This window comes from Streptomyces sp. NPDC096323, from assembly GCF_040302845.1.
Classification (GTDB): Bacteria; Actinomycetota; Actinomycetes; order Streptomycetales; family Streptomycetaceae; genus Streptomyces.
Genome location: NZ_JBEOSI010000004.1, coordinates 325,394 through 346,205, shown reverse-complemented (window position 1 = coordinate 346,205; position 20,812 = coordinate 325,394). Strand labels below are relative to the sequence as shown.

The following is a 20,812-nucleotide window of genomic DNA, read 5'->3' as shown; positions in this document are numbered from 1 at the left end:
GGGCCGGCTCGTCCGTCATTGCGAAGCACCGGACCCGGTTCTGCCGGGCCCGTATCGGCTCAAGACAGGCTGCCGGGCTTCGTTCACGTATGCCAACGGCCCGTTCTTGCGATTCTTGTGCCGCTCGTCGCGCAATGAATTCCTCGATACGCGCCATATCGAGGAAAGGTTCTGTATGAACCGCGATCGCACAGCTCGCTCCAATGACCGTTTCTCCCGTACCCGCAGCGGTGGAGCCACCGGTTCCGGCGGTTCCCGTTCGGGTGGCGGCAGCTTCCGCTCGCAGGCCCCGGGCCGTCAGGGTGGCGGACAGGGACGCTTCGGCTCCACGGCCCAGCGCTCTGGTGGTGGCTACGGCCGCCGCCCCGCCGCCAAGCAGGGCGAGTTCGCTCTGCCGACGACCATCACACCCGGGCTGCCCGCCGTCGAGGCCTTCGCCGACCTCGACATGCCCGCACCCCTGCTCGCGGCACTTGCCACCGAGGGCGTCAGCGTGCCGTTCCCGATCCAGGCGGCCACGCTCCCGAACTCGCTCGCGGGCCGTGACGTGCTCGGCCGCGGCCGCACCGGGTCCGGCAAGACGCTCGCCTTCGGCCTGGCCCTGCTGGCCCGTATCGAAGGCCGGCGCGCCGACTCCCGCCGCCCGCTGGCCCTGATCCTCGTGCCCACCCGGGAACTGGCCCAGCAGGTCACCGACGCGCTCACCCCGTACGCCCGCTCCCTCAAGCTGCGGATGGCCACCGTCGTCGGCGGCATGTCGATCGGCCGGCAGTCCGCGGCGCTGCGCGGCGGCACCGAGGTTGTCGTCGCCACTCCCGGCCGCCTCAAGGACCTGATCGAGCGCGGCGACTGCACCCTGGACCGGGTCTCCATCACCGTCCTGGACGAGGCCGACCAGATGGCCGACATGGGCTTCATGCCGCAGGTCACCGAGCTCCTCGACCAGGTGCAGCCGGAGGGCCAGCGGATGCTGTTCTCGGCCACCCTGGACCGTAACGTCGACCTGCTGGTCCGCCGCTACCTGCACGACCCGGTCGTCCACTCGGTCGACCCGGCCGCCGGTGCGGTCACGACGATGGAGCACCACGTGCTCTACGTCCGCGGCGCCGACAAGTACGCCACCACGACGGAGATCGCCGCCCGCGACGGCCGGGTGATCATGTTCCTCGACACCAAGCACGCCGTGGACAAGCTCACCGACCACCTGCTCAGCAGCGGGGTACGGGCGGCGGCGCTGCACGGCGGGAAGTCCCAGCCGCAGCGCACCCGGACCCTGACGCGGTTCAAGACCGGCCACGTCACGGTGCTGGTCGCCACGAACGTCGCGGCCCGCGGCATCCACGTCGACAACCTCGACCTGGTCGTGAACGTGGACCCGCCGAGCGACCACAAGGACTACCTGCACCGCGGCGGTCGTACCGCCCGGGCCGGTGAGTCCGGCAGCGTCGTCACGCTGGTGCTGCCCAACCAGCGCCGGGAGATGACGCGCCTGATGGCCGACGCCGGGATCACCCCGCAGGTCGCCGAGGTCCGCTCCGGCGAGGCCGAGCTGAGCCGGATCACCGGTGCGCAGGCACCCTCGGGCGTGCCCGTGGTCATCACCTCGCCGCCGTCCGAGCGCCCCAAGGGCGGCTCCTCCTCCCGCGGCCGGCGCAGCCGCCCGGCCCAGGCCCGCCGCACGTCGTCGCCCTCCGCTTCGTCGCCCTCCTCTCAGCCGCGGGGCGGCGGCGCACCGCGCCGCTCGGCCGGCGGCCGCGCCGCCTGACCGATACCCCGCGTTTCCGCCCGGTTCCGCCCCCCGACCCCGTTGAGGCACTATGCGCTGCGTCATCGCCCGTTTCCCGTTCGACCTGTTCAAGCACGAGGTCGAGGAATCGATGAAGGGCATCAAGCCCGAACCCGTCACCGGGGAATCGGTGATCATCAGCCGTCGTGTGTACCCCGTCAAGCAGGTGGGCGAGGTCATCACCCGGCAGGACCGCCGCGACTTCTCGGCCGGTGAGGTGACCAGGGCGCTCTCGCGCCTCGGCTTCACCTGCCGTCCCGTCCCGGCCCCCGCCGCGCCCGTGGTGCTCAGCCCCCTGGAAGTGGCGTCGGCCGCACTGGGAACGCCGGACGCCTGAGCCGCACGGTCATCTGACGAGACTTACCTACCGAGGCCCGGTCTCCCCGAAAGGGGGGCCGGGTTTCGGCGTGTGCGGGGGGTGGGGGGTCGGGCGAGAGGCCCGGAAGGGCTTGGCGTGTGCGGGGGGTGGGCCTGCGGGCGTGAGACCCGGAGGGTCTTGGCGTGTGCGGGCGGCGGGCGTGCGGGCGTCAGGCCGGCCTCAGGCCCAGAGGGCCTCGGCTATGGTGACGCCGGCGAACGCCGCCCCGAGCCCGGCGACCACGCTCGCCACCGCATTGGCCGCCGCGTAGAGCCGGGCCCCGCCCTCGGCCAGCCGCAGCGTCTCGTAACTGAACGTCGAATACGTGGTCAGTGCCCCGCAGAGCCCCGTCCCGAGTAGCAGCTGCAGGTGCGAGGACGCGGCGCCGGCCGCCACCGCGCCGGTCAGCAGACCCAGCACCAGACAGCCGGTCACGTTCACCGTAAAGGTCCCCCACGGGAAGACGGTGTCGTGCCTGGACTGCACCGCACGGTCGGTCAGATACCGGAGCGGGGCGCCGACCGCCGCGCCGGTGATCACCAGCAGCCAGTTCACCGGCTCTCCCCGGAATCCGGCCCGGGACGGACGATCTCGCAGGCGTCCAGCGTGACCATGCCGTCGCCGCCACCGGTCAGTTCCGTGATCAGCGGCAGGAACGCCCGGACCTTGGCCTCCGTGTCCACGATCACCACCGCCACCGGCAGATGCTCGCTGAGCGACAGCAGCCGCTGGGTGTGGACCACCGACGACGCGCCGAAGCCCTCGATCCCACGGAACACGCTGGCACCCGCCAACCCCGCCGCGTGCGCCCGGTGCACGATCTCCGTACAGAGCGGGCGGTGGTGCCAGGTGTCGGACTCGCCGACCAGGACGGTCAGCCGCAGACCCGGTGCTGTGCCCGTCGTCGTCATGCCTGCCTCCACGCCAGTGCGCGGCGCGTCAGCCACACCGCGCTCCACACCGCCGCGAGGGCCGCGAGCAGTGTCAGTCCCAGATAGGCCAGACCGGTACGGGTCCGGCCGCCGTCCACGAGGCGCTCGATGTCCACGGCGTACGTCGAGAACGTGGTGAACCCGCCCAGCACCCCGGTGCCGAAGAACGGCCGTACCAGGCGGTGGGCCGTCCATACCTCGCTGATCACCACCATGAACACACCGATCATCGCGCAGCCGACGACGTTCACCATGAGGGTCGTCCACGGGAATCCACCCGTCGCGGTGGGCCACAGGAGCGCGGCCCCGTAGCGGGCGGACGCGCCGGCCGCGCCGCCGAACGCGACCGCGACGACGACGGCGGCCTGAGGGTCGCCAGATTTCGTGGACCCAGATCTCGTGGACCCAGATTTCGTGGACCCGGACTTCGTGGACACGCGGCTCCTACCTGCTCGGACGCCCGCCGGACGCGGGTGCGCGCTCGTACGCAAGTAGGGACCGTCGGCGGCTCTGTGCCGCGGTTCGGGTACGGCGGGCCCCACCGCCGCGCGGCGGCCGTCACCGGTCCCCGCTTTCGTCAGAATATCGCCCGCGTCCTGTGTGGGCGTGTCGGCCTGCGGGGCAGCCTTTAGGGTTGCCGGGTGTATGCCAACGGGGAGTTGCGGACAGCAGCAGGGGACGTAGAGGGCATAGGGCGGGGCCACACAGGAGGGGTCCGCATCCCGCGGCAGCGGGGCGGGGTGCCGGAAGGCCGGAAGCCGTGGTGGCAGAGGCACCGTGTTCCGGTCGTCGCCGTGGCTGTCGTCGTTCCCCTCTATGCCGTGTGGGCTGCTGTCCTGGCCACCGGCGGCGGTGACCTCGCCGCCCAGCTGGCCTGGTCGGGCTTCACCGCCCGGCACCCGGGCGCGGCCTACAACCTCTCCTGGTACGGGGGGATGCACACGGCCAACTACAGCGTCTTCTCCTCGTACGTGATGGCCTTCTGCGGCGTGCGTACGGTGTCCGTGGCGTCCGGCATCGCGGGCACCTGGCTCATGGCCCTCCTCTTCGTACGCGGAGGTGTGCGGCACGCCCGGCTTCCCGCGGTCCTCGCCGCGCTGGCGCTGTGGTGCAACGTCGCGTCGGGGCGTACCACCTTCGCGCTGGGTGTCGCCATCGGGCTCGTCGCCTGCCTCTACCTGCACCGTTCGGTGACCGCCCTGGTGGCCGGGGCGCTGGCGACGATGGCCAGTCCGGTCGCCGGGCTCTTCCTCGTGGTGGCTGGGGCGGCATACCTCCTGGACCGGCAGTGGCGGAAGGGAGCGGTGCTGATGGTGCCGTTCTTCGCCGTCGTGGGCGCCACCACGGTGCTCTTCCCGTTCGAAGGCGAGCAGCCCATGCACGCCAACCGGTTGTGGATGCCGATCGTCGTCTCCGCCGTCCTGGCGGTCGCCGCCCCGGCGGGACGGGAATGGCGTCTGCTGCGGTACGGCGCCGTGGTGTACGCCGTCGGCGTGCTGCTCACCTTCCTCATCGCGTCCCCGATCGGTACGAACGTGGAGCGGCTGCACGGGCTCGTCGCCGTGCCCGTACTGCTCGCGGCGGTCCTGGCCCTCGTCCGGGAAAAGGCATGGGTGCGGACGGCCATGGTGGTGGTGGCCCTCGTGCTGTCCGCCAACTGGCTTGTCGACAAGACCGCGGACGACCTCCGGGTGTCGACCTCGGTGCCGTCCTGGGCGTCCCGCACCGAGGGCGTGGTCGGCGAACTGCATCGCCTCGGTGCCGAACGCGGCCGTGTGGAGGTCGTCCCGGCCCGCAACCACAGGGAGGCGGCCGTGCTCGCCCCGCACGTGAACATGGCGCGCGGCTGGAACCGCCAGCTCGACGTCGAACGGGGGCGGCTCTTCTACGACGGGATGCTGTCCCCCGCCGACTACCGGGCTTGGCTGGAGCGGTGGGCCGTCGGCTACGTGGTGCTGCACCACGGACAGCCCGACGGGCCCGCGGAGGCCGAGGCGGCACTGGTCAGGGCCGGGCAGCCCTGGCTGAAACAGGTATGGCAGGACGCCGGGTGGACGATCTACCGAGTGCGGGGCGCGACGCCGCTGGTGGAGGCCCCTGCCGAGGTCGTACGCGGCGACGACGCCGAGCTGGTGGTGCGGATGCCCGAGGCGGGATCGGTGACCATCCGCCTCGCCCATTCGCCATGGCTGCGGGTGAGCGGGGTCGACGGGGCGACCGGGGGCTGCCTGCGGCAGGACGGCGAGTGGACGAGGCTGACGGTGCCGAAGGGCGGGACGTACCGGCTGGACTCGGCGTACCGGGTGCCGCGCGGCGGGGGCTGCTGACCCGGCGAGAGCTGCCGGCCCCGGGGTGGCAGGGGCTGCCGGCCCGGGGTGCGGGGCATATCGACCGGCGGGGGCTGCCGGCCCGGGGTGCGGGCCATATCGACCGGCAGGAATGCCGGCTCCGCGCGGCGCGCGGTCCGGACCAGCGGTTTCACCCGATCGGCCACCGTATCTGCGCGCCGGGCGGAGAGGCCGCAGGGTGGTCCCATGTGGCTCCGTCACCGACTCTGGCCGGCCGCCGCGGTCCTCCCGCTCACCCTCCTGGTGCTGCGGGACGCCCCGGTGCGCTTCGCGCTGCCCCCGCCCGACGCCCCGGTGCAGGAGCGGACGCCCGGGGTGCCCCAGCCGCCGATCGTCACCCGGGCCGCCTGGCATGCGGACGAGAGCATGGTGCGGGAGCACGCGGTCTACACGGGCGCCGTCCGGGCGGTCTTCATCCATCACACGGGTGAGTCCAACACCTACGACTGTGCGGACGTGCCACGCATGCTGCAGGCGGTCGAGGAGTCCCACATCAAGGGCAACGGCTGGGACGACATCGGCTACAACTTCCTCGTCGACCGCTGCGGCACGATATACGAGGGCCGGGCCGGCGGCATCACACGTCAGGTGCGCGGGGCGCACACCACGGGCTTCAACGCGGACAGCGTGGGCATAGCCGTGCTGGGCAACTACGGGCGCGGGGCCGAGGTGCCGCGGGTTCTCGTCCGGGCGCTGGCCGAGGTGGCAGCGTGGAAGCTGCGGCCGGGGGCCGATCCGCGCGGCACGGTACGGCTGGTCTCGACGAACGACGCGAGCAGGTACCCGAAGGGCAGGCCGGCCGTGCTGCACGTCATCTCCGGCCACCGCGACGCGTACCAGACCAACTGCCCCGGCGAGGCGTTGTACGCGGAACTGCCCGCGATCAGGGAAGCGGCGGCCGCTCTGCGCGAAGCGCGGACGGGCGCGGAAGATGCTGAGAACCCTCGTTGAGAGCTGCATTAGTACGTATTCCCGTTCTGTCTAGTTCGAAATGAGTTAGCATTTCGGCATGCCTGCCACGACCCCGCTTCCCGTGACCCTCACCGGCCGCCACGTCCGCGTGGAACCGCTCACCCCGGACCACCTCGACGACCTCTTCGTCGCCGGCGGCGGTGACGACGAGGTCTGGCGGTGGCAGGGCGGGCCGACCCCGCACACCCCGGACGAGCTCGGCGAGAAGCTCACGAACCTGCTCGCGGCGGCGGGGCGTGGGGAATACGTCCCGTTCGCCGTCATCCACCGTGCGAGCGGCCGGGCAGTCGGCTGGACCACATATTTGGACATCGACGCGGCCAACGAACGCCTGGAGATCGGCTGGACCTGGTACGGCCGCGCCCACTGGCGCTCGGCGGTCAACACCGAGACGAAGCTGCTCCTGATCGGCCATGCCTTCGAGGAACTGGGCATGGGGCGCGTGCAGTTGAAGACCGACCACCTCAACGTCCGGTCTCAGGATGCGATCGCCCGGCTCGGCGCCCGGCGTGAAGGGGTGCTGCGCCGCCACCGCCGCCGCCCCGACGGCACCTGGCGTGACACCGTCTACTTCTCGCTGCTCGCTGACGACTGGCCCGAGGCGAAGGACCGCCTGGCCGCGCGCCTTTGACCGGACCGCGAGCTGGGTGGCCCGTCGACGACGACGATACGGGGGCAGGCCCCCGGCCCGGGTCCACCGGTCGGTGGACACCCGGTTCCACCGGTCGAGGCTGCCGGGCGAAGGGCTCCGCGAACCAGCATGGACGCATGGAAATGCGACCCGTACGTATGGCCCGTTGGAGCGCCCGGCATCCGTGGCGCGCGATCGTCGGTTGGTTCGTCTTCGTGCTGCTGTGCCTCGGCGCGGGCATCGCCGCCGGCAGCAACCCCGCCACCACCAAGGACTTCTGGGTTGGCGAGGCGGGACACGCCGAGTCGATGGCCACCGACGGCGGCCTCCAGCGCCGGCCCACCGAACACATACTGATCCGGGCGAAGTCGGGCCCCCTGGACACCGAACGGGCCACCGCGGCGGCCCGCGACCTCACCACCCGCATGGGCGCGCTGCCCGAGGTGGGCAGCGTGGCACCGCCCGTCCGCTCGAAGGACGGCACAGCCCTGCGCGTCACCGTGGTCATGAACGGCGCTGAGCTGGACGCCAAGAAGAACGTCGTGCCGCTCCTCGACCGGACCGCGCAGGTGGCTGCCGCCCACCCGGACCTGATCGTGGAGGAGACCGGCTCGCCCGCCATCAGCAAGGGCGTCAACGACCAGCGCGGTGAAGACCTCGCACTGTCCGAGCGCCTCTCCCTGCCGGTGACGCTCGTCATCCTGCTGATCGTATTCGGCTCGGTCGTCATGGCCGGGGTGCCCCTGCTGCTGGCGCTCTCCTCGATAGCGGCGACGATGGGCCTGGCCATGCTGGCCTCGCACCTGATGCCCGACCCCGGTGTGGGGACCAACATGATCCTGCTCATGGGGCTCGCGGTCGGTGTCGACTACACCCTCTTCTACCTCAAGCGCGAACGCGAGGAGCGGGCCCGGGCGGCCGGCCGGCTCAGCCCCGAAGCCCTCGTGGAACTTGCCGCGGCGACTGCGGGCCGGGCCGTCGTGGTCTCCGGCCTCGCGGTGATCGTCTGCACCGCCACCCTCTACCTGGCCACCGACGTCATCTTCTCCTCGCTGGCGACCGGCACCATCCTCGTCGTCGCCGTGGCCGTCCTCAGCTCGCTCACCGTGCTGCCCGCACTGCTCGTGAAACTCGGCCACCGCACCGAACGCCGAACGGCGAAGAAGGCCGCCCGGAGGGCGAAGCGGGGCGCCCCCGCCGCTGCGCAGCCCCCGAAGGCCGGGAAGCCCGAGAACGGGCGTGTGTTCGGTTCCCTCATGCGACCCGCGCAGCGCCACCCCGCGATCACCCTGTGCGTATCGGTCCTGGTCATGCTCGCCGTGGCCGCGCCGGCGCTGGGCCTCAAGCTCATCGACCCGGGCAAGGACACCTTCTCCCGTTCCATCCCTGCCATGCAGGTGTACGACCGGCTGACCGCGGCATTCCCCGAACTTCTCGTCAAGCACGAGGTAGTGGCCCGGAGCACCTCCGACCGGGCCCGCGAGGTCAGGCAGGCGCTGACGGAGCTGGGCAGGACCGCCCAGGCGGACCCGCTCTTCGCCCGCACCTCCCAGCCCGTGGTGCGGACCTCCGCCGACGGCCGGATCAGTGTGCTGGAGCTGGCGGTGCCGCACCCGGCGCCGTCCAACGAGGCGATCGCGTCGCTGGACCACCTGCGAGAGCGCTACATTCCCGACACCATAGGCAGGATGGAGTCAGCGGACACCGCTGTCAGCGGTGACGTGGCCCGGGGCCGGGACTATGTGCACCACGAGCGGAGCAAGCTGCCGCTGGTGATCGGGTTTCTCCTGCTGTTGACCTTCGTGACGACCGCGGTGTCCTTCCGTTCGGTGATCGTCGGCCTGCTCGGAGTCCTACTGAATCTGCTCTCCGCAGCCGCCGCGCTCGGCGCCCTCGTCCTGGTCTTCCAGGGCACATGGGCGGAGGGCCTGCTGGACTTCGACTCCCTCGGTGCCATCGCGTCCAGGGTGCCGCTCTTCCTCTTCGTTCTCCTGTTCGGTCTGTCGATGGACTACCAGGTCTTCGTCGTCAGCCGGATCAAGGAGGCCATGGAGCACGGAATGACGGCCCGCGAGGCAGTAGTGGACGGCATCGACCGTTCGGCGAAGGTGGTGACGAGCGCGGCGCTGGTCATGGTGACGATCTTCGCGGCCTTCGTCTTCCTGCACCTCACCGAAATGAAGCAGATGGGCTTCTGCCTGGCAGTCGCGGTCCTCCTGGACGCGGTGGTCATCCGGATGATGATCCTGCCGTCCGCCCTGCTCCTCCTTGGCGAGCGTGCCTGGCGGCCGCTGCGCCGGCCGCGCCGTGGGGTGCCCGGAGCCCCGTCTGCCAGTCCGCTGCGCCACGTAGGCTGACGGGCATGCTTCAACGGCCTGAGCGCGGCGACCCGTTCTGGATATGGGTGCTCCACGGGTGGGCGGACCTTTCCTGGGGGCTGATCGCCCTGGTCACCCTGGTCACCATGGCGGGCGGAACGCCCACGGACCGGAAGCTCGCCATCCTCGCGCTGACGGCCGGGCTCGCCGCTTGCTACGTATGGGTGCGCAGGCGTCCCGCCCGCGGGGCGCTGAGCGCCTACCGCTATCTGTGGGTGCTCGTCGTCGTGGTGGGGCTCCTGTCGTATCTCGGAGACGGTTTCGGGGTGTTCTACGCCGTCACGCTGGGCCAGTTCATCGTCTTCGCGGACAGTCCCCGGGGCGCGATCCTCTTCCCCGGTCTCGGCGCCGTGGTGATCACCGTCGGTGGCAGCCTGAGGGAGGGCGGACAGGCGGAGGTGTTTCTCCAGAACACCGTCTCCTCCCTCGGCGTGTGGGCGGTCGCCGTCGTGATGGCCCTGCTGACGCCCAGGGCGCTGGCTCAGCGAAACGAACGGGCTTTGCTGCGGAAGGAGTTGCAGAGCACCCAGCTCGAACTGGCCGAGGTGTACCAGCGCCAGGGTGCGGCGGAGGAACGCGAACGCCTCGCCCGGGAGATCCATGACACCCTCGCCCAGGGCTTCGCCTCCATCATCGTGCTCGCCGAGGCCGCCAGGTCACAGTTGGCCGTGGATGTGCACCGCAGCGCGCAGCAGCTCCAGTCCATCGAGCAGACGGCCCGGGAGAACCTCGCCGAAGCCCGGGTCCTGGTCGGTGCCGCCCCCAGCAGCGGCGTGGCCCCGGGCTCGGTCGCCGAGACGCTCCGCCGCACGCTGGACCGCTTCATCGAGGACACCGGCCTCGACGTGAGGGCGGAGCTCGCCGACATCGCGTGCGACCGGCCGACGCGCATCGCCCTGCTGCGCTGCACGCAGGAGTCCCTGGCCAACGTACGTAAGCACGCGGCGGCGACCACGGTCGGCGTGGTCCTGGCGCAGGGGCCCGACGCCGTGGAGCTGGAGATCACCGACGACGGCCGCGGGTTCGTCGTCGAGGACTCCCACGGCTTCGGTCTGGACGGCATGCGCAAACGGCTCGCCGAGTTCGGGGGCGGTCTCACCGTCACCAGCTCGCTCGGCGACGGCACCCGGATACTCGCCACCATCCCGCTCGACCTCGACGGCCAGGAGTGACATGACAGCGGATACGACCACCGCACCCCTGCGAATCATCCTGGCCGACGACCACACGGTGATGCGCGCCGGCCTCGTCGCGCTGCTGTCCTCGGAACCCACCGTCGAGATCGTCGGCGAGGCGGGTGACGGCCGCGAGGCGGTCCGCCTCGTCGAACGGGTCCGCCCCGATGTGGCGTTGCTGGACCTGCGGATGCCGGTACTGGACGGGGTGGGCGCCACCCTGGAGATCGTCGCGGGCGAGGCCGCTACCCGGGTGCTCATCCTGACCACGTACGACACCGACGAGGACATCGAGCGGGGCGTCGAGGCGGGCGCCACCGGCTACCTCCTCAAGGACGCCACCCGTGAGCAGCTGGTGGAGGCGATCCACTCGGCGTCGCGGGGCGAGACGGTTCTGGCCCCGCGGGTCGCGCAGCGCCTGGTGGCCAGGATGCGCCGGCCCGCACCCGTCACCCTGACCGCGCGAGAATCGGAGGTGCTCCAGGCGGTCGCGGACGGACTGTCGAACGTCGAGATCGGCCGCCGGCTGTTCATCGGCGAGGCCACGGTGAAGACCCACCTGCTGCGGATCTTCGCCAAGCTCGATGTGAATGACCGGACGCGGGCGGTGGTGGTGGCGATGAACGCGGGTCTGCTGCAGCGGCGTGAGGACGACGAGGGCGGCGGCAGGTAGACCATTCCGGCGATGTACTCGCGACCGCACCGCGCTGAACAGCCGCCACTGCACCGCGCTGAACAGCAGCGGCTCGCTGAGGAGTGCAGTGGACCGGGCAGCGCCGACGCCGCTAGGTTGTGGGGCGATGACTACCGGGACGGCTTTGCGCCACACACGGATCGGCGACCCGGCGGGCCCTTGAGGGCGGCCGCAGGGGCCGGGTCCGGCCCGCTGCCGGACCGACGGCCGGACGTGCTGTCGGGCCACGGGGCCGGCCCGTTGTGGGACCGGAGGCCGGGCCCGCTGCCGGGCCGAGGGCCCGGCGCGTTGCCCGGCCGAGGACCCGGACCATCCGCGCGGGCTCCGCCCTCCTGTCGTGCTGACCAGGTCCGACACGTCAACCACGACAGGAGAAGTCATGCCCACCAAAACGCTGCACATTTCCACCGCGGACGGCCAGGCCGACGCGTTCGCCGCTTTTCCCGAGGGCGGTGAGCGGCACCCCGGGGTGCTGATGTACCCGGACGGTTTCGGTATCCGGCCCGTACTGCGGGACATGGCCCGCGAACTGGCCGGGCACGGGTACTACGTGCTCGTCCCCAACATCTTCTACCGGCACGGCCCGACGCCGGTGATCGAACTCCCCGAGCACATCGGAGAGGAGGCCCGGCCCGCGGTCTTCGCCCAGCTGATGCCCTTGATCCAGGCGCACACCGAGGAACGCACGCTGAGCGACGCCGACGACTACCTCAGGTTCCTCACCGCTCAGCCCGAGGTCGGCGCAGGACCGGTCGCGGTGACCGGATACTGCATCGGCGGGCTGGTGGCGATGCGCACCGCCGTGGCGCACCCCGGCCAGGTGGCCGCCGTTGCCGCGTTCCACGCCCCCGTGGGCGCGGTCGGGGCCGAGAGCCTCGCGAAGCTGACCGCCCGGATCCATCTCGGCCACGCCGAAGGCGACCTGACGCCCGAGGCACTCGCCGAGCTCAACCAGGCCCTGGACGCGGCGGGGGTCGAATACACCTCCGAGATCTACCCCGGCACCGTCCACGGCTTCACCATGGCTGACACCGATGCCTTCGACGCCGCCGCCCTGCAGCGCCACTGGGACCGCCTGCTGTCCCTCCTCGACGGCGCCCTCAGCAAGAGTTGAGCGTCCTGCCCGCGCGTCATCGCCGAAGCAGGCGGTCCCAGCGACACGTTCGCCCGGTCAGCCCGTGGTGCAGGCCGCTCCGCCGACGGTGAACGAGGAGGGCTTGCCGGTGTTGCCCGAATGGGTGGCCTGGAAGCCGATCTGGACGGTGGCACCCGGTCCGACCGTCGAGTTGTACGGGAGTCCGGTGGCGGTCACCGCACCGCTGGTCGGGCTGTAGTTCGCACCCCAGCCGGAGGTGATGGTCTGGCCCGCCGGCAGGGTGAAGGCGAGCGACCAGTTGGTGAGGGGCGTGGTGCCGGTGTTGGTGAGGTTGATCGTCGCGGTCAGCCCGGTGTTCCAGGCGTTGGTGGTGTAGCCCACCCGGCAGCTTCCCGGCGTGGGGTCGGTGCCGGGGCCCGGGTCCGTGGGTGTGGTGGAGTCCAGGCCGAAGAAGGTGATCGCCCGGGCCGCCATGCCGGCGGCGGGCAGCGTGTGACCGGCGCCCTGGACGCTGACCGCCTCCACCGGGGCCTGGCTGCCGCCACTGCCGTAGCGCGTCCGGGTCCAGCCTGACTGCGGGCTGTCGGTGGAGGCAGGGGTCCGGCTCACGCCCAGAACGTTCGTCCACTGGTCGATCTCTTCAGTGAAGTTCGGGTACCGCAGCGTGGCGTCCTCCGTGCCGTGCCAGACCTGCATCCGGGGCCGGGTGCCGGTGTAGCCGGGGTACGCGGCACGCACGAGGTCGCCCCACTGCTGCGGGGTCCGGTCCACGGTTCCGTTGGCGCAGGCGCTGTTCCACCCCGAGCCGTCGGTGGTGGCGAAGCACGAGTGAGGTACGCCCATGAAGGCGGCGCCTGCCTTGAACACGTCCGGGTAGTCGCCCAGCAGGACGTTGGTCATCATCGCGCCCGAGGAGGCTCCGGTGACGAAGACACGGCCGGGGTCGGAGCCGTAGTGCTGCTGGACGTAGCTCACCATGGACCTGATGCCGACCGGGTCGCTGCCGCCGTCCCGCTTGAGCGCCTGGGGCGAGGAGACGTCGAAGCAGTTGCCGCTCCGGGTCGCGGACGGGTAGACGACGATGAACCCGTACCGGTCGGCGAGCGAGGCGAACTCCGTACCGGAGTAGAAGGCCGGGCCCGATCCCGTGCAGTAGTGGACCGCCACCAGGACGGCCGGCCGCGTTCCGACGCCGTTCGGCACGTAGAGGTGCATGCGCAGGCTGCTCGGGTTGCTGCCGAAGCTTGTCACCTCCGTCAGCGTGGCGGCGGAGGCGGGAGGTGCCACGGCGAGGAGGAGCGCCGATACGAGCGGGAGGACGCATCCGAGGAGTGCGGTGAGCAGTGTCCTCGGCGACCGTCGCGGCCTCGCCGGCGGCCGCACCTGGGGCGTCGATACGGCCGGTGTCGGGGTGGCCGGTGCGTGTGTGAGGCGCTTGGCCCCGGACCGCTTGGCCCCGGACCGCTTGGCCCCGGACCGCTTGGCCTCGGACCGCTCGGCCCGGGACTGGTTGGCCCCGGACCGCTTGGCCCGGGACTGGTTGGCCCCGGATCGCTCGGCCCCGGACCCGTCCGTCCCAGATCGGCCGGTCGTGGATCTATTGGTCATGTCCCTGTCCTTCCTAGACTGCCCGCTGTGAAGGGATTGCTGCTGCGGCTGTCGGCGCTGGACGCGGACGCCGCCACTGCCGTGCGTGTGATCGCCCACTTCGAGGCGCTGCTCGGCAGCGGTCCTGACCCGGTGGTCCTGACGCGGTCCACCGCGGGTCTTGCCGGATGCGCGGCGGGGCTCGAGCTCCCCGACGGCCGCTCGGCACGTTTCGGGCCCGACGGGACGGCTCTGGCCGGAGCGCCGGGGCATGTCTCGGGGCGGGTGGCTCTGGAGCCGTCCGGTTCCGTGTGGCTGGAACGGGCGGGCGCCCAGGGTCCGTTCGACGAGCTGGTCCTGGAGTGGATGGCCATCACCGCGAGGGTGCTGGCCGGCCGTCCCCGGCAGCCCCAGGCGCTCCGCGCGGCCGATCCGGCCCTGGTCGAGCTGGTGCTGTCCGGCCGGGAGGACGCCTCGGACCGGGTCCGCGCATTGCGGCTGCTGGGCCTGGCGCCGGAGGAGGAGCTGCGGGTGGTCGCGGTGGCCGGTCGGCCCGGGGCGGACGCCGGGGTGGAGGCCGTGGCGCTGCTGGGGCGCGGGGCGCTGCGGGGCACGGTCCGGGTGGCGCGGGTCGGCGCACTGGGCGCGGCGCTGGTGCAGCGTAAGGGCAAGGGCAGTGGCGAGGGCGAGGGCGCAGGAGAGGGCGAGAACGGTACGGCGGCGGAGCTGCGGGATGCGCTGAGGGCGCGCGACCGGGAACGGGGCGCGTCCGGCCGGCCCGCGCACGGGATCCGGGTGGGCATCGGCGGCGGTACGGATCCGCTGGACGCGCGGGCCTCATGGGCACAGGCGCGGGCCGCCCTGCGGTTCGCGGTGGCGGCCACCCCGCAGGACGCGGTGGCCGACCACGGCGAGCTCGGACCAGTCGCCCTCCTGGCGGACATCCCGGCCGACCGGCTGCGGGCCCAGGACGACGTGAAGCGGCTGGGGAGGCTGGCCTGCGGCGAGCGGGCCGGGCAGGGCGACGACCTCCTGGCGGCCCTGGCCGCGTTCTGCCGCACGGGCACACTGCGGCAGGCGGCGGCCGAACTCCACCTGCACCACAGTTCGGTGGCGGCACGGCTGGCCCGCGTGGAGAAGGAGACCGGCTGGAGCCTGCGTGATCCGCAGGACCGCTTCCGGGCCCAACTGGCCTTGTACGCGGTGCGCCTGGCCGGTAACGAGGGCGGCCCGGAGGACGCCGGGGACTGAGGGAGGCCCGTCGTCACCATGTCACCGCCGTCCGAGTGCCGTACCGAGCACCTGGATCGCCTCGTCGGTGGCGTCCCGTATGACGGTGGCGTGCTCCACGGCCCACGCTCCGTGGAAGGTTCCCGGGAGCACTCGGATCCGGGTGGGTACGGAGGCGCTCGTCAGGGCATGGGCATAGTCGACGCCCTCGTCCCGCAGCGGATCGAACTCCATGACCGAGATGTACGCGGGCGGGAGCCCGGTCAGGTCACCGGCCGTGGCGCGGGCGGGGGCGGCGTACGCGGAGACCGCGGCGGTGGCCCGTACGTCCGCGCCCAGATAGGCGTCCCAGCTGAGGCACGCGTTGTGCCGGTTCCACACCGGCGTATCGGTGAACAGCCGGGCGCTCGCGGTCTCCAGCCGGTCGTCGAGCGCCGGGCTGCACAGGTGCTGGAAGCAGACCGCGGGACCGCCGCGGTCCCGGCAGAGCAGCGTTAGCGCGGCGGCGAGACCGGCGCCGGCGCTGTCCCCCCACAGGGCGATCCGGTCGGCCCGGATGCCCAGGGCACCGGCATGGCCGGTCAGCGCGCACAGCCCCGCGTAGCAGTCCTCCAGGGCAGCGGGAAAGGGGTGCTCGGGTGCGAGCCGGTAGTCGACGGAGACCACGAGCACCTCCAGCTCCCGGCAGAGCAGCAGGTTCCAGTCGTGGTCGACGTCCGGCGACCCCAGGACGAAGCCCCCGCCGTGGATGCCGTAGACCACCGGCAGCGGGCCCGCCCCCCGTGCGCGGCGCTGCGGCCGGTAGACGCGCAGCACCACGTCCGGTGCGCCGGGCGGGCCGGGGGCGAGGAGATCGCTGACGTCGACTCCGGCGCTGTCGGACGCGGCGAGGGCCGCGGCCACTTGCCGGGCCTGGGCGGCCCGGGCGGCGGCCAGATCGGTGATGTCGACCTCGGGCATCATCGCGAGTGCGGCGGCGAGCTCGGGATCGAAAGTGTGCGGCGAACGCATGTCTCTCCTCCGGTACCGGACGAGCCCCGTGGGGTGGTGAGGTGACGCTCTCACGGCGCGTTGCCGCAGGTCATCAGACGTACGTCGGGAGAAGTGGCACCCACGCCCGACACGGTGACGAACTCTGGCGCCTTTTTGGTCGGTGTGCGGTTCTGTGACCGTGGAAAAGTAGCCGTTGACCTGCGCAAACGTCGAGTGGTGGAGTGTTGTGGGCTCCCTTGACGGAACCCGAAAACCTCCCTAGGTTCTCCCCGCTCGATCGCGAACACATCCGAAACTTTCGATCACGGCGACGAGGTGCACGGGCCCGAGGCCCGGAGTGCCGAGCCGTCGGCACGCGGAATTGGGGCCGGCATTGACCACCAGCAGGAGCACCTCCCACGCCTCCACCTCCACCGACGGGCGGCGCACCCGCCCCCGCCGCGGCCTGGCCCGCCGCGCGGCGCCCCTGCTGCTCACCGGCGGGCTGTGTCTGAGCGCACTGGCGGCCCCGGGTGTCGCCCAGGCGGATCAGGCCGAACAGGCCGGTACCGGCATCGCCGAATCCAGCGGCATCATCGACTCCACCCGGCACGGCGGCAGAACACTCGCCCTGACCTTCGACGACGGCCCGAACCCCGCCGACACCCCGCAGCTGCTGAAGGTGCTGCGCAAGCACCACGTCAAGGCGGTGTTCTGCCTGTGGGGCGAACACGTCAAGGAGCACCCGGAACTGGTGCGCGCGATCGTCGCGGGCGGTCACACACTGTGCAACCACACCATGCGCCACGAGGACCTTTCCTCCTGGTCGCCAGAGCAGATCCAGGACGACCTGGAGCGGACCAACGCCGAGATCCACCGGGCCGCGCCCGGCGTGCGGATCCCGTACTTCCGTGCGCCGTACGGGAGTTGGGGCAAGAGCCCGGAGGTGGCGAAGGGCCTGGGCATGCAGCCGCTGGGCTGGCGGCTGGCTGTCGGGGACTGGGAGCCGCCGGGCGCCGACGAGCTGGTCCGCCGCATCGAGGAGGGGATCACGCCCGGTTCCGTGGTGCTGCTGCACGACGGTGGCGGAGATCGCAGCCAGACGGTGGCAGCCGTCGACCGCGTGGTGCCGAAGCTCAGGTCCCAGGGCTGGCGCTTCGAACGCCCGGCCCGCCACGCGTAGTACCGCCCGGCACGCGTAGCACCGTCCGCCGCGCGCAGCACCGTCCGGCACGCGCAGCACCGTCCGCCACGCGTAGTACCGCCCGCCACGCGCAGCACCGTCCGGCACGCGCAGCACCGCCCGCCGCGCGTAGCACCGTCCGCCGCGCGTAGCACCGTCCGGCAACCGGCGGGCGCCCCAGACCTTCCCTTGAGGAGACCGCATGAGAAAGCACCTGGCGCGGCTTCGGACGCACCGTACCGGCGGCCGGTTCGTGGCCCTGCTGGCCGGAGCCCTGCTGCTGGCCACGGCCCAGCAGACCACCGCCGCGCCCCTGCCGACGGCTCCCGCCGCCTCGCCGGCGGCCGCTCACCGGGCGGCAGCTCCGTCCTGGACCGGCACATGGGCCACGACGCCCACGCAGACGCCCGCTTCGGACACCACCGCGTTCGAGGACCAGACCCTCCGCCAGATCGTGCGCGTCAGCATCGGCGGCGACCGGGTACGCATCCGGCTGTCGAACGAGTTCGGCGACCGCCCGCTGGTCATCGGTGAGGCCCGGGTCGCCCGCCCCGCCGCCGGGGGACCGGACTCGCGCATCGACCCGCGTACCGACCGCCCGCTCACCTTCGGCGGCCGCGCCGCGGTGACGATTCCGGCGGGTGCACCCCTGCTCAGCGACCCGGTCGACCTGCGGGTGCCCGCGGGGTCCGACCTCGTCGTGAGCATCCACCTGCCCGAGCGCACGGCGGGTTCGACGCTCCACGCGTTCGCCCAGCGGCAGAACTACGTCGCGTCCGGCAACGTCACCCGGAACACCGGCATCGAGGCGACGTCGACCAACGACCGCTGGTACTTCCTGAGCGGCGTGAGCGTGACCACGGGCCGGGCGGACAGCGAGAACAGGGCGGACACCACGGGCCGGGCGGACAGCGAGAACAGGGCGGACACCACGAGCCGGGCGGACACCACGGGCCGGGCCGGCGGCGCGTCCCGCTCCTCGGCCGTCGTCACCCTCGGCGACTCCATCACCGACGGCGCGAACACCGAACCGGGCGCCGACCACCGCTGGCCCGACTTCCTGGCCCAGCGCCTGCGCACCGCCTACGGGCCGTACGCGCGAGGCGTGCTCAACGAGGGCATCAGCGGCAACCGTCTCCTGCACGACCCCAATCCGCCCGCCGGGTCCGACGCGGAGAACTTCGCGGCCTACTTCGGCCAGAGCGCGCTGCGCCGCTTCGACCGCGATGTGGCCGCCCAGCCGGGAGCGGGCCACCTCATCGTGCTCCTGGGCGTGAACGACCTCGGTCACCCCGGCACGGTGGCCCCCGAGTCGGAACGGGTTTCGGCAGCGGACCTGATCGACGCCCACCGGCAGCTGATCGCCCGGGCACACGAGCGAGGGCTGAAGGCGTACGGCGGCACGATCCTGCCGTTCAAGGACGACACGCTCGGCTTCTACTCGCCGGCGAACGAGGCCGCACGCACCACCTTCAACCACTGGCTGAGGACCAGCGGCGAGTACGACGGCGTCATCGACTTCGACAAGGCGCTGCGCGACCCGTCCGACCCGCAGCGGCTCCTGGCCCGTTACGACAGCGGCGACCACCTCCACCCGAACGACGCGGGCGCCGAGGCGATGGCGGAAGCGGTGCCGCTGAAGTTCCTGCGCTGACGGCGGGCCGAGGCGCGGCGGGACTACAACGCGTCCGGCCCCCGCTCGCCCGTGCGGACCCGCACCACCGTTTCGACCGGCTGCATCCACACCTTGCCGTCGCCGATCCGGTCGGTGCGGGCCGCGCGCACGATCGCGTCGATGACGGCTTCCGCCTCCGGATCTGCGACGAGGACCTCGACCCGGACCTTGGGGACCAGGTCCACCCGGTACTCGGCGCCCCGGTACACCTCCGTGTGCCCGTGCTGCCGCCCGTATCCGCTGGCTTCGGTGACGGTGAGGCCTTGCACACCCAGTTCGCGCAGCGCGGTCTTCACCTCGTCGAGGCGGTGCGGTCTGACGACGGCGGTGATGAGCTTCATGGGGCGGGGTTCCTGTCCTTGGAGAGCGGCGTCGGCCGGGCGGCCACGGCCTGCGGAGCGCCGTGACCCAGGGCGCCGTGATCGTAGGCGCTCTCCGCGTGCAGTGTCTGGTCCAGGCCGGTGAGCTCCTCGTCCGCGGAGGTCCGCAGGCCCATGAACCGGTCGACGGCCTTGCCGATCCCGTACGTCATGAGGAAGGTGTAGGCCGCCACGGCCAGGACGGCGGCGGCCTGCCGGGCGAGCTGGCCGAGCCCGCCCCCGTACAGCAGCCCCTCCGCGCCACCGGTCATCGTTGCTGTCGCGAAGAGGCCGATGAGCAGGGTGCCGACGATGCCGCCGACGAAGTGCACGCCGACGACGTCCAGTGAGTCGTCGTATCCGAAGCGGAACTTCCAGGCGACCGCGTACGAGCAGACGACGCCCGCGGTGAGGCCGATCGCGGCACCGCCGAGGATGCCCACGGTGCCGCAGGCGGGGGTGATCGCGACGAGCCCGGCGACCGCGCCCGAGGCGGCGCCGAAGGTGGTGGGGTGGCCGTCGCGCTTCTGCTCGACGAAGAGCCAGCCGAGCAGTCCGGTGCAGCCTGCGACGAGGGTGTTGAGGACGGATGCGGCGGCCAGCCCGTTGGCGCCGAGCGCGGAGCCGCCGTTGAAGCCGAGCCAGCCGAACCAGAGCAGCCCGGCGCCGAGCATCACCATGGGCAGGTTGTGGGGGCGCATCGCGTCCTTCTTGAACCCGATGCGCGGCCCGACGACGAGCGCGAGCGCCAGTCCGGACGCCCCGGACGCGATCTCCACGACCAGCCCGCCTGCGAAGTCGAGCGCGCCCAGCGAGTCCTTGATCCAGCCGCCGGGGCCCCATACCCAATGGGCGACGGGGGCGTAGACGAGCAGCGTCCACACCGGTACGACGACGAGCCAGGCGGCGAACTTCGTACGGTCCGCGATCGCCCCGCTGATCAGTGCCGCGGTGACGATCGCGAAGGTCAGCTGGAAGGTGGTGAACAGCAGGGTCGGCACGCTGCCGGTCATCGTGTCGGGCCCGATACCGGCCATGCCGGCATGCCGCAGATTCCCGACGAGCCCGCCGAACGCGTCGTCTCCGAAGGCCAGCGAGTACCCGGCGAGCAGCCAGACGACGGTGACGAGAGCGATCGAGACGAAGCTCATCATCAGCATGTTGAGTACGTTCTTCGTACGGACCATGCCGCCGTAGAACAGCGCGAGCCCGGGTGTCATCAGCAGAACGAGTGCGGTGGCGGCGAGCAGCCAGGCGGTGTCACCTGTGTCGATGCCGGCCGCGGCCACGGTCACGGGGGTCACGGGGGAGTCCCTCCTCGGGGCGCGTGCGGTGCGAGCGACTGAGAGCGTGACCGGTGCGCGTTTCGTCGGAGAGACCCGGATGTTTCCGCCGTATTTCATTGCGCGGGAGTTGCCGAAGTCTCACTGCCGTGT

At 71.9% G+C, this 20,812-nt stretch carries 19 protein-coding genes; 12 read left to right on the top strand and 7 right to left on the bottom strand.

The window, feature by feature from the left end:
- Positions 1-175 precede the first annotated feature (175 nt).
- Both ABTX18_RS12900 and ABTX18_RS12895 read left to right on the top strand, forming a co-directional pair.
- Complete coding sequence (locus tag ABTX18_RS12900) at positions 176-1,765, top strand: DEAD/DEAH box helicase (protein WP_352122768.1); 1,590 nt, start codon at positions 176-178, stop codon at positions 1,763-1,765.
- A 52-nt stretch (positions 1,766-1,817) separates the two neighbouring features.
- Positions 1,818-2,123 carry an SCO5918 family protein gene (locus ABTX18_RS12895; RefSeq protein WP_136326641.1) on the top strand — a complete coding sequence of 102 codons (306 nt, stop codon included), beginning with the start codon at positions 1,818-1,820 and terminating at the stop codon, positions 2,121-2,123.
- Between the two features lie 201 nt (positions 2,124-2,324).
- Here ABTX18_RS12895 and crcB read toward each other — a convergent pair whose 3' ends face one another.
- Genes crcB through ABTX18_RS12880 form a run of 3 tightly spaced genes read right to left on the bottom strand, consistent with a single transcriptional unit; the run spans position 2,325 to position 3,513 of the window.
- A complete protein-coding gene (crcB, locus tag ABTX18_RS12890) occupies positions 2,325-2,699 on the bottom strand; it encodes a fluoride efflux transporter CrcB (protein ID WP_352122767.1) in 375 nt (124 codons plus the stop codon).
- Positions 2,696-3,055: a DUF190 domain-containing protein gene (locus ABTX18_RS12885; RefSeq protein ID WP_352122766.1), complete on the bottom strand. Its 360-nt coding sequence runs from the start codon at positions 3,053-3,055 to the stop codon at positions 2,696-2,698. The genes crcB and ABTX18_RS12885 overlap by 4 nt, the downstream gene beginning before the upstream one ends.
- Entirely contained in the window at positions 3,052-3,513 is a 462-nt protein-coding gene (locus ABTX18_RS12880; protein WP_352122765.1) for a fluoride efflux transporter FluC, read from the bottom strand. The genes ABTX18_RS12885 and ABTX18_RS12880 overlap by 4 nt, the downstream gene beginning before the upstream one ends.
- Positions 3,514-3,870: 357 nt before the next feature.
- Between ABTX18_RS12880 and ABTX18_RS12875 the strand changes: the two genes are divergently transcribed.
- The 7 genes from ABTX18_RS12875 (at position 3,871) to ABTX18_RS12845 (ending at position 12,388) form a co-directional block, all read left to right on the top strand.
- Positions 3,871-5,403, top strand: a complete 1,533-nt coding sequence (locus ABTX18_RS12875; RefSeq protein ID WP_352122764.1) for a DUF8823 domain-containing protein — start codon at positions 3,871-3,873, stop codon at positions 5,401-5,403.
- Positions 5,404-5,610: 207 nt separating this feature from the next.
- The gene (locus ABTX18_RS12870) at positions 5,611-6,375 is read left to right on the top strand and encodes a peptidoglycan recognition protein family protein (RefSeq protein WP_352122763.1); all 765 of its coding nucleotides are present in this window, start codon (positions 5,611-5,613) and stop codon (positions 6,373-6,375) included.
- Positions 6,376-6,433: 58 nt separating this feature from the next.
- Positions 6,434-7,027 carry a GNAT family N-acetyltransferase gene (locus ABTX18_RS12865; RefSeq protein WP_352122762.1) on the top strand — a complete coding sequence of 198 codons (594 nt, stop codon included), beginning with the start codon at positions 6,434-6,436 and terminating at the stop codon, positions 7,025-7,027.
- Positions 7,028-7,164: 137 nt separating this feature from the next.
- Complete coding sequence (locus ABTX18_RS12860; protein ID WP_352122761.1) at positions 7,165-9,384, top strand: MMPL family transporter; 2,220 nt, start codon at positions 7,165-7,167, stop codon at positions 9,382-9,384.
- A gap of 5 nt (positions 9,385-9,389) precedes the next feature.
- On the top strand, positions 9,390-10,577 hold the full coding sequence (locus ABTX18_RS12855) for a sensor histidine kinase (RefSeq protein WP_352122760.1): 1,188 nt from the start codon (positions 9,390-9,392) through the stop codon (positions 10,575-10,577).
- Between the two features lies 1 nt (position 10,578).
- Positions 10,579-11,253: a response regulator gene (locus ABTX18_RS12850; RefSeq protein WP_352122759.1), complete on the top strand. Its 675-nt coding sequence runs from the start codon at positions 10,579-10,581 to the stop codon at positions 11,251-11,253.
- A 400-nt stretch (positions 11,254-11,653) separates the two neighbouring features.
- Entirely contained in the window at positions 11,654-12,388 is a 735-nt protein-coding gene (locus tag ABTX18_RS12845; protein WP_352122758.1) for a dienelactone hydrolase family protein, read from the top strand.
- A gap of 57 nt (positions 12,389-12,445) precedes the next feature.
- Here ABTX18_RS12845 and ABTX18_RS12840 read toward each other — a convergent pair whose 3' ends face one another.
- Positions 12,446-13,978: an extracellular catalytic domain type 1 short-chain-length polyhydroxyalkanoate depolymerase gene (locus tag ABTX18_RS12840; RefSeq protein WP_352122757.1), complete on the bottom strand. Its 1,533-nt coding sequence runs from the start codon at positions 13,976-13,978 to the stop codon at positions 12,446-12,448.
- A gap of 27 nt (positions 13,979-14,005) precedes the next feature.
- On the opposite strand from ABTX18_RS12840, the gene ABTX18_RS12835 reads away from it, so the two are divergent.
- Positions 14,006-15,208: a PucR family transcriptional regulator gene (locus tag ABTX18_RS12835; RefSeq protein WP_352122756.1), complete on the top strand. Its 1,203-nt coding sequence runs from the start codon at positions 14,006-14,008 to the stop codon at positions 15,206-15,208.
- A gap of 21 nt (positions 15,209-15,229) precedes the next feature.
- Here ABTX18_RS12835 and ABTX18_RS12830 read toward each other — a convergent pair whose 3' ends face one another.
- Positions 15,230-16,198 (bottom strand): alpha/beta hydrolase, encoded by a 969-nt coding sequence (locus ABTX18_RS12830; RefSeq protein ID WP_352122755.1) that lies wholly within the window; start codon positions 16,196-16,198, stop codon positions 15,230-15,232.
- Between the two features lie 355 nt (positions 16,199-16,553).
- On the opposite strand from ABTX18_RS12830, the gene ABTX18_RS12825 reads away from it, so the two are divergent.
- Together ABTX18_RS12825 and ABTX18_RS12820 are read left to right on the top strand one after the other, a co-directional pair.
- The gene (locus ABTX18_RS12825; RefSeq protein ID WP_352122754.1) at positions 16,554-17,342 is read left to right on the top strand and encodes a polysaccharide deacetylase family protein; all 789 of its coding nucleotides are present in this window, start codon (positions 16,554-16,556) and stop codon (positions 17,340-17,342) included.
- A 202-nt stretch (positions 17,343-17,544) separates the two neighbouring features.
- The gene (locus ABTX18_RS12820; protein ID WP_352122753.1) at positions 17,545-18,996 is read left to right on the top strand and encodes an SGNH/GDSL hydrolase family protein; all 1,452 of its coding nucleotides are present in this window, start codon (positions 17,545-17,547) and stop codon (positions 18,994-18,996) included.
- Positions 18,997-19,019: 23 nt separating this feature from the next.
- On the opposite strand, the gene ABTX18_RS12815 is transcribed toward ABTX18_RS12820, so the two are convergent.
- Both ABTX18_RS12815 and ABTX18_RS12810 read right to left on the bottom strand, forming a co-directional pair.
- On the bottom strand, positions 19,020-19,358 hold the full coding sequence (locus ABTX18_RS12815; protein ID WP_352122752.1) for a P-II family nitrogen regulator: 339 nt from the start codon (positions 19,356-19,358) through the stop codon (positions 19,020-19,022).
- The gene (locus tag ABTX18_RS12810) at positions 19,355-20,680 is read right to left on the bottom strand and encodes an ammonium transporter (RefSeq protein ID WP_352122751.1); all 1,326 of its coding nucleotides are present in this window, start codon (positions 20,678-20,680) and stop codon (positions 19,355-19,357) included. The genes ABTX18_RS12815 and ABTX18_RS12810 overlap by 4 nt, the downstream gene beginning before the upstream one ends.
- Between the last annotated feature and the right edge of the window lie 132 nt (positions 20,681-20,812).

Coding starts and splice junctions, on each gene's coding strand:
- ABTX18_RS12895 (WP_136326641.1), top strand. CDS start 1,818: ATGCGCTGCGTCATCGCCCGTTTCCCGTTCGACCTGTTCAAGCACGAG.
- ABTX18_RS12855 (WP_352122760.1), top strand. CDS start 9,390: ATGCTTCAACGGCCTGAGCGCGGCGACCCGTTCTGGATATGGGTGCTC.
- ABTX18_RS12840 (WP_352122757.1), bottom strand. CDS start 13,978: ATGACCAATAGATCCACGACCGGCCGATCTGGGACGGACGGGTCCGGG.
- ABTX18_RS12865 (WP_352122762.1), top strand. CDS start 6,434: ATGCCTGCCACGACCCCGCTTCCCGTGACCCTCACCGGCCGCCACGTC.
- ABTX18_RS12815 (WP_352122752.1), bottom strand. CDS start 19,358: ATGAAGCTCATCACCGCCGTCGTCAGACCGCACCGCCTCGACGAGGTG.
- ABTX18_RS12870 (WP_352122763.1), top strand. CDS start 5,611: ATGTGGCTCCGTCACCGACTCTGGCCGGCCGCCGCGGTCCTCCCGCTC.
- ABTX18_RS12860 (WP_352122761.1), top strand. CDS start 7,165: ATGGAAATGCGACCCGTACGTATGGCCCGTTGGAGCGCCCGGCATCCG.
- ABTX18_RS12845 (WP_352122758.1), top strand. CDS start 11,654: ATGCCCACCAAAACGCTGCACATTTCCACCGCGGACGGCCAGGCCGAC.
- ABTX18_RS12900 (WP_352122768.1), top strand. CDS start 176: ATGAACCGCGATCGCACAGCTCGCTCCAATGACCGTTTCTCCCGTACC.
- ABTX18_RS12850 (WP_352122759.1), top strand. CDS start 10,579: ATGACAGCGGATACGACCACCGCACCCCTGCGAATCATCCTGGCCGAC.
- ABTX18_RS12830 (WP_352122755.1), bottom strand. CDS start 16,198: ATGCGTTCGCCGCACACTTTCGATCCCGAGCTCGCCGCCGCACTCGCG.
- ABTX18_RS12820 (WP_352122753.1), top strand. CDS start 17,545: ATGAGAAAGCACCTGGCGCGGCTTCGGACGCACCGTACCGGCGGCCGG.
- ABTX18_RS12885 (WP_352122766.1), bottom strand. CDS start 3,055: ATGACGACGACGGGCACAGCACCGGGTCTGCGGCTGACCGTCCTGGTC.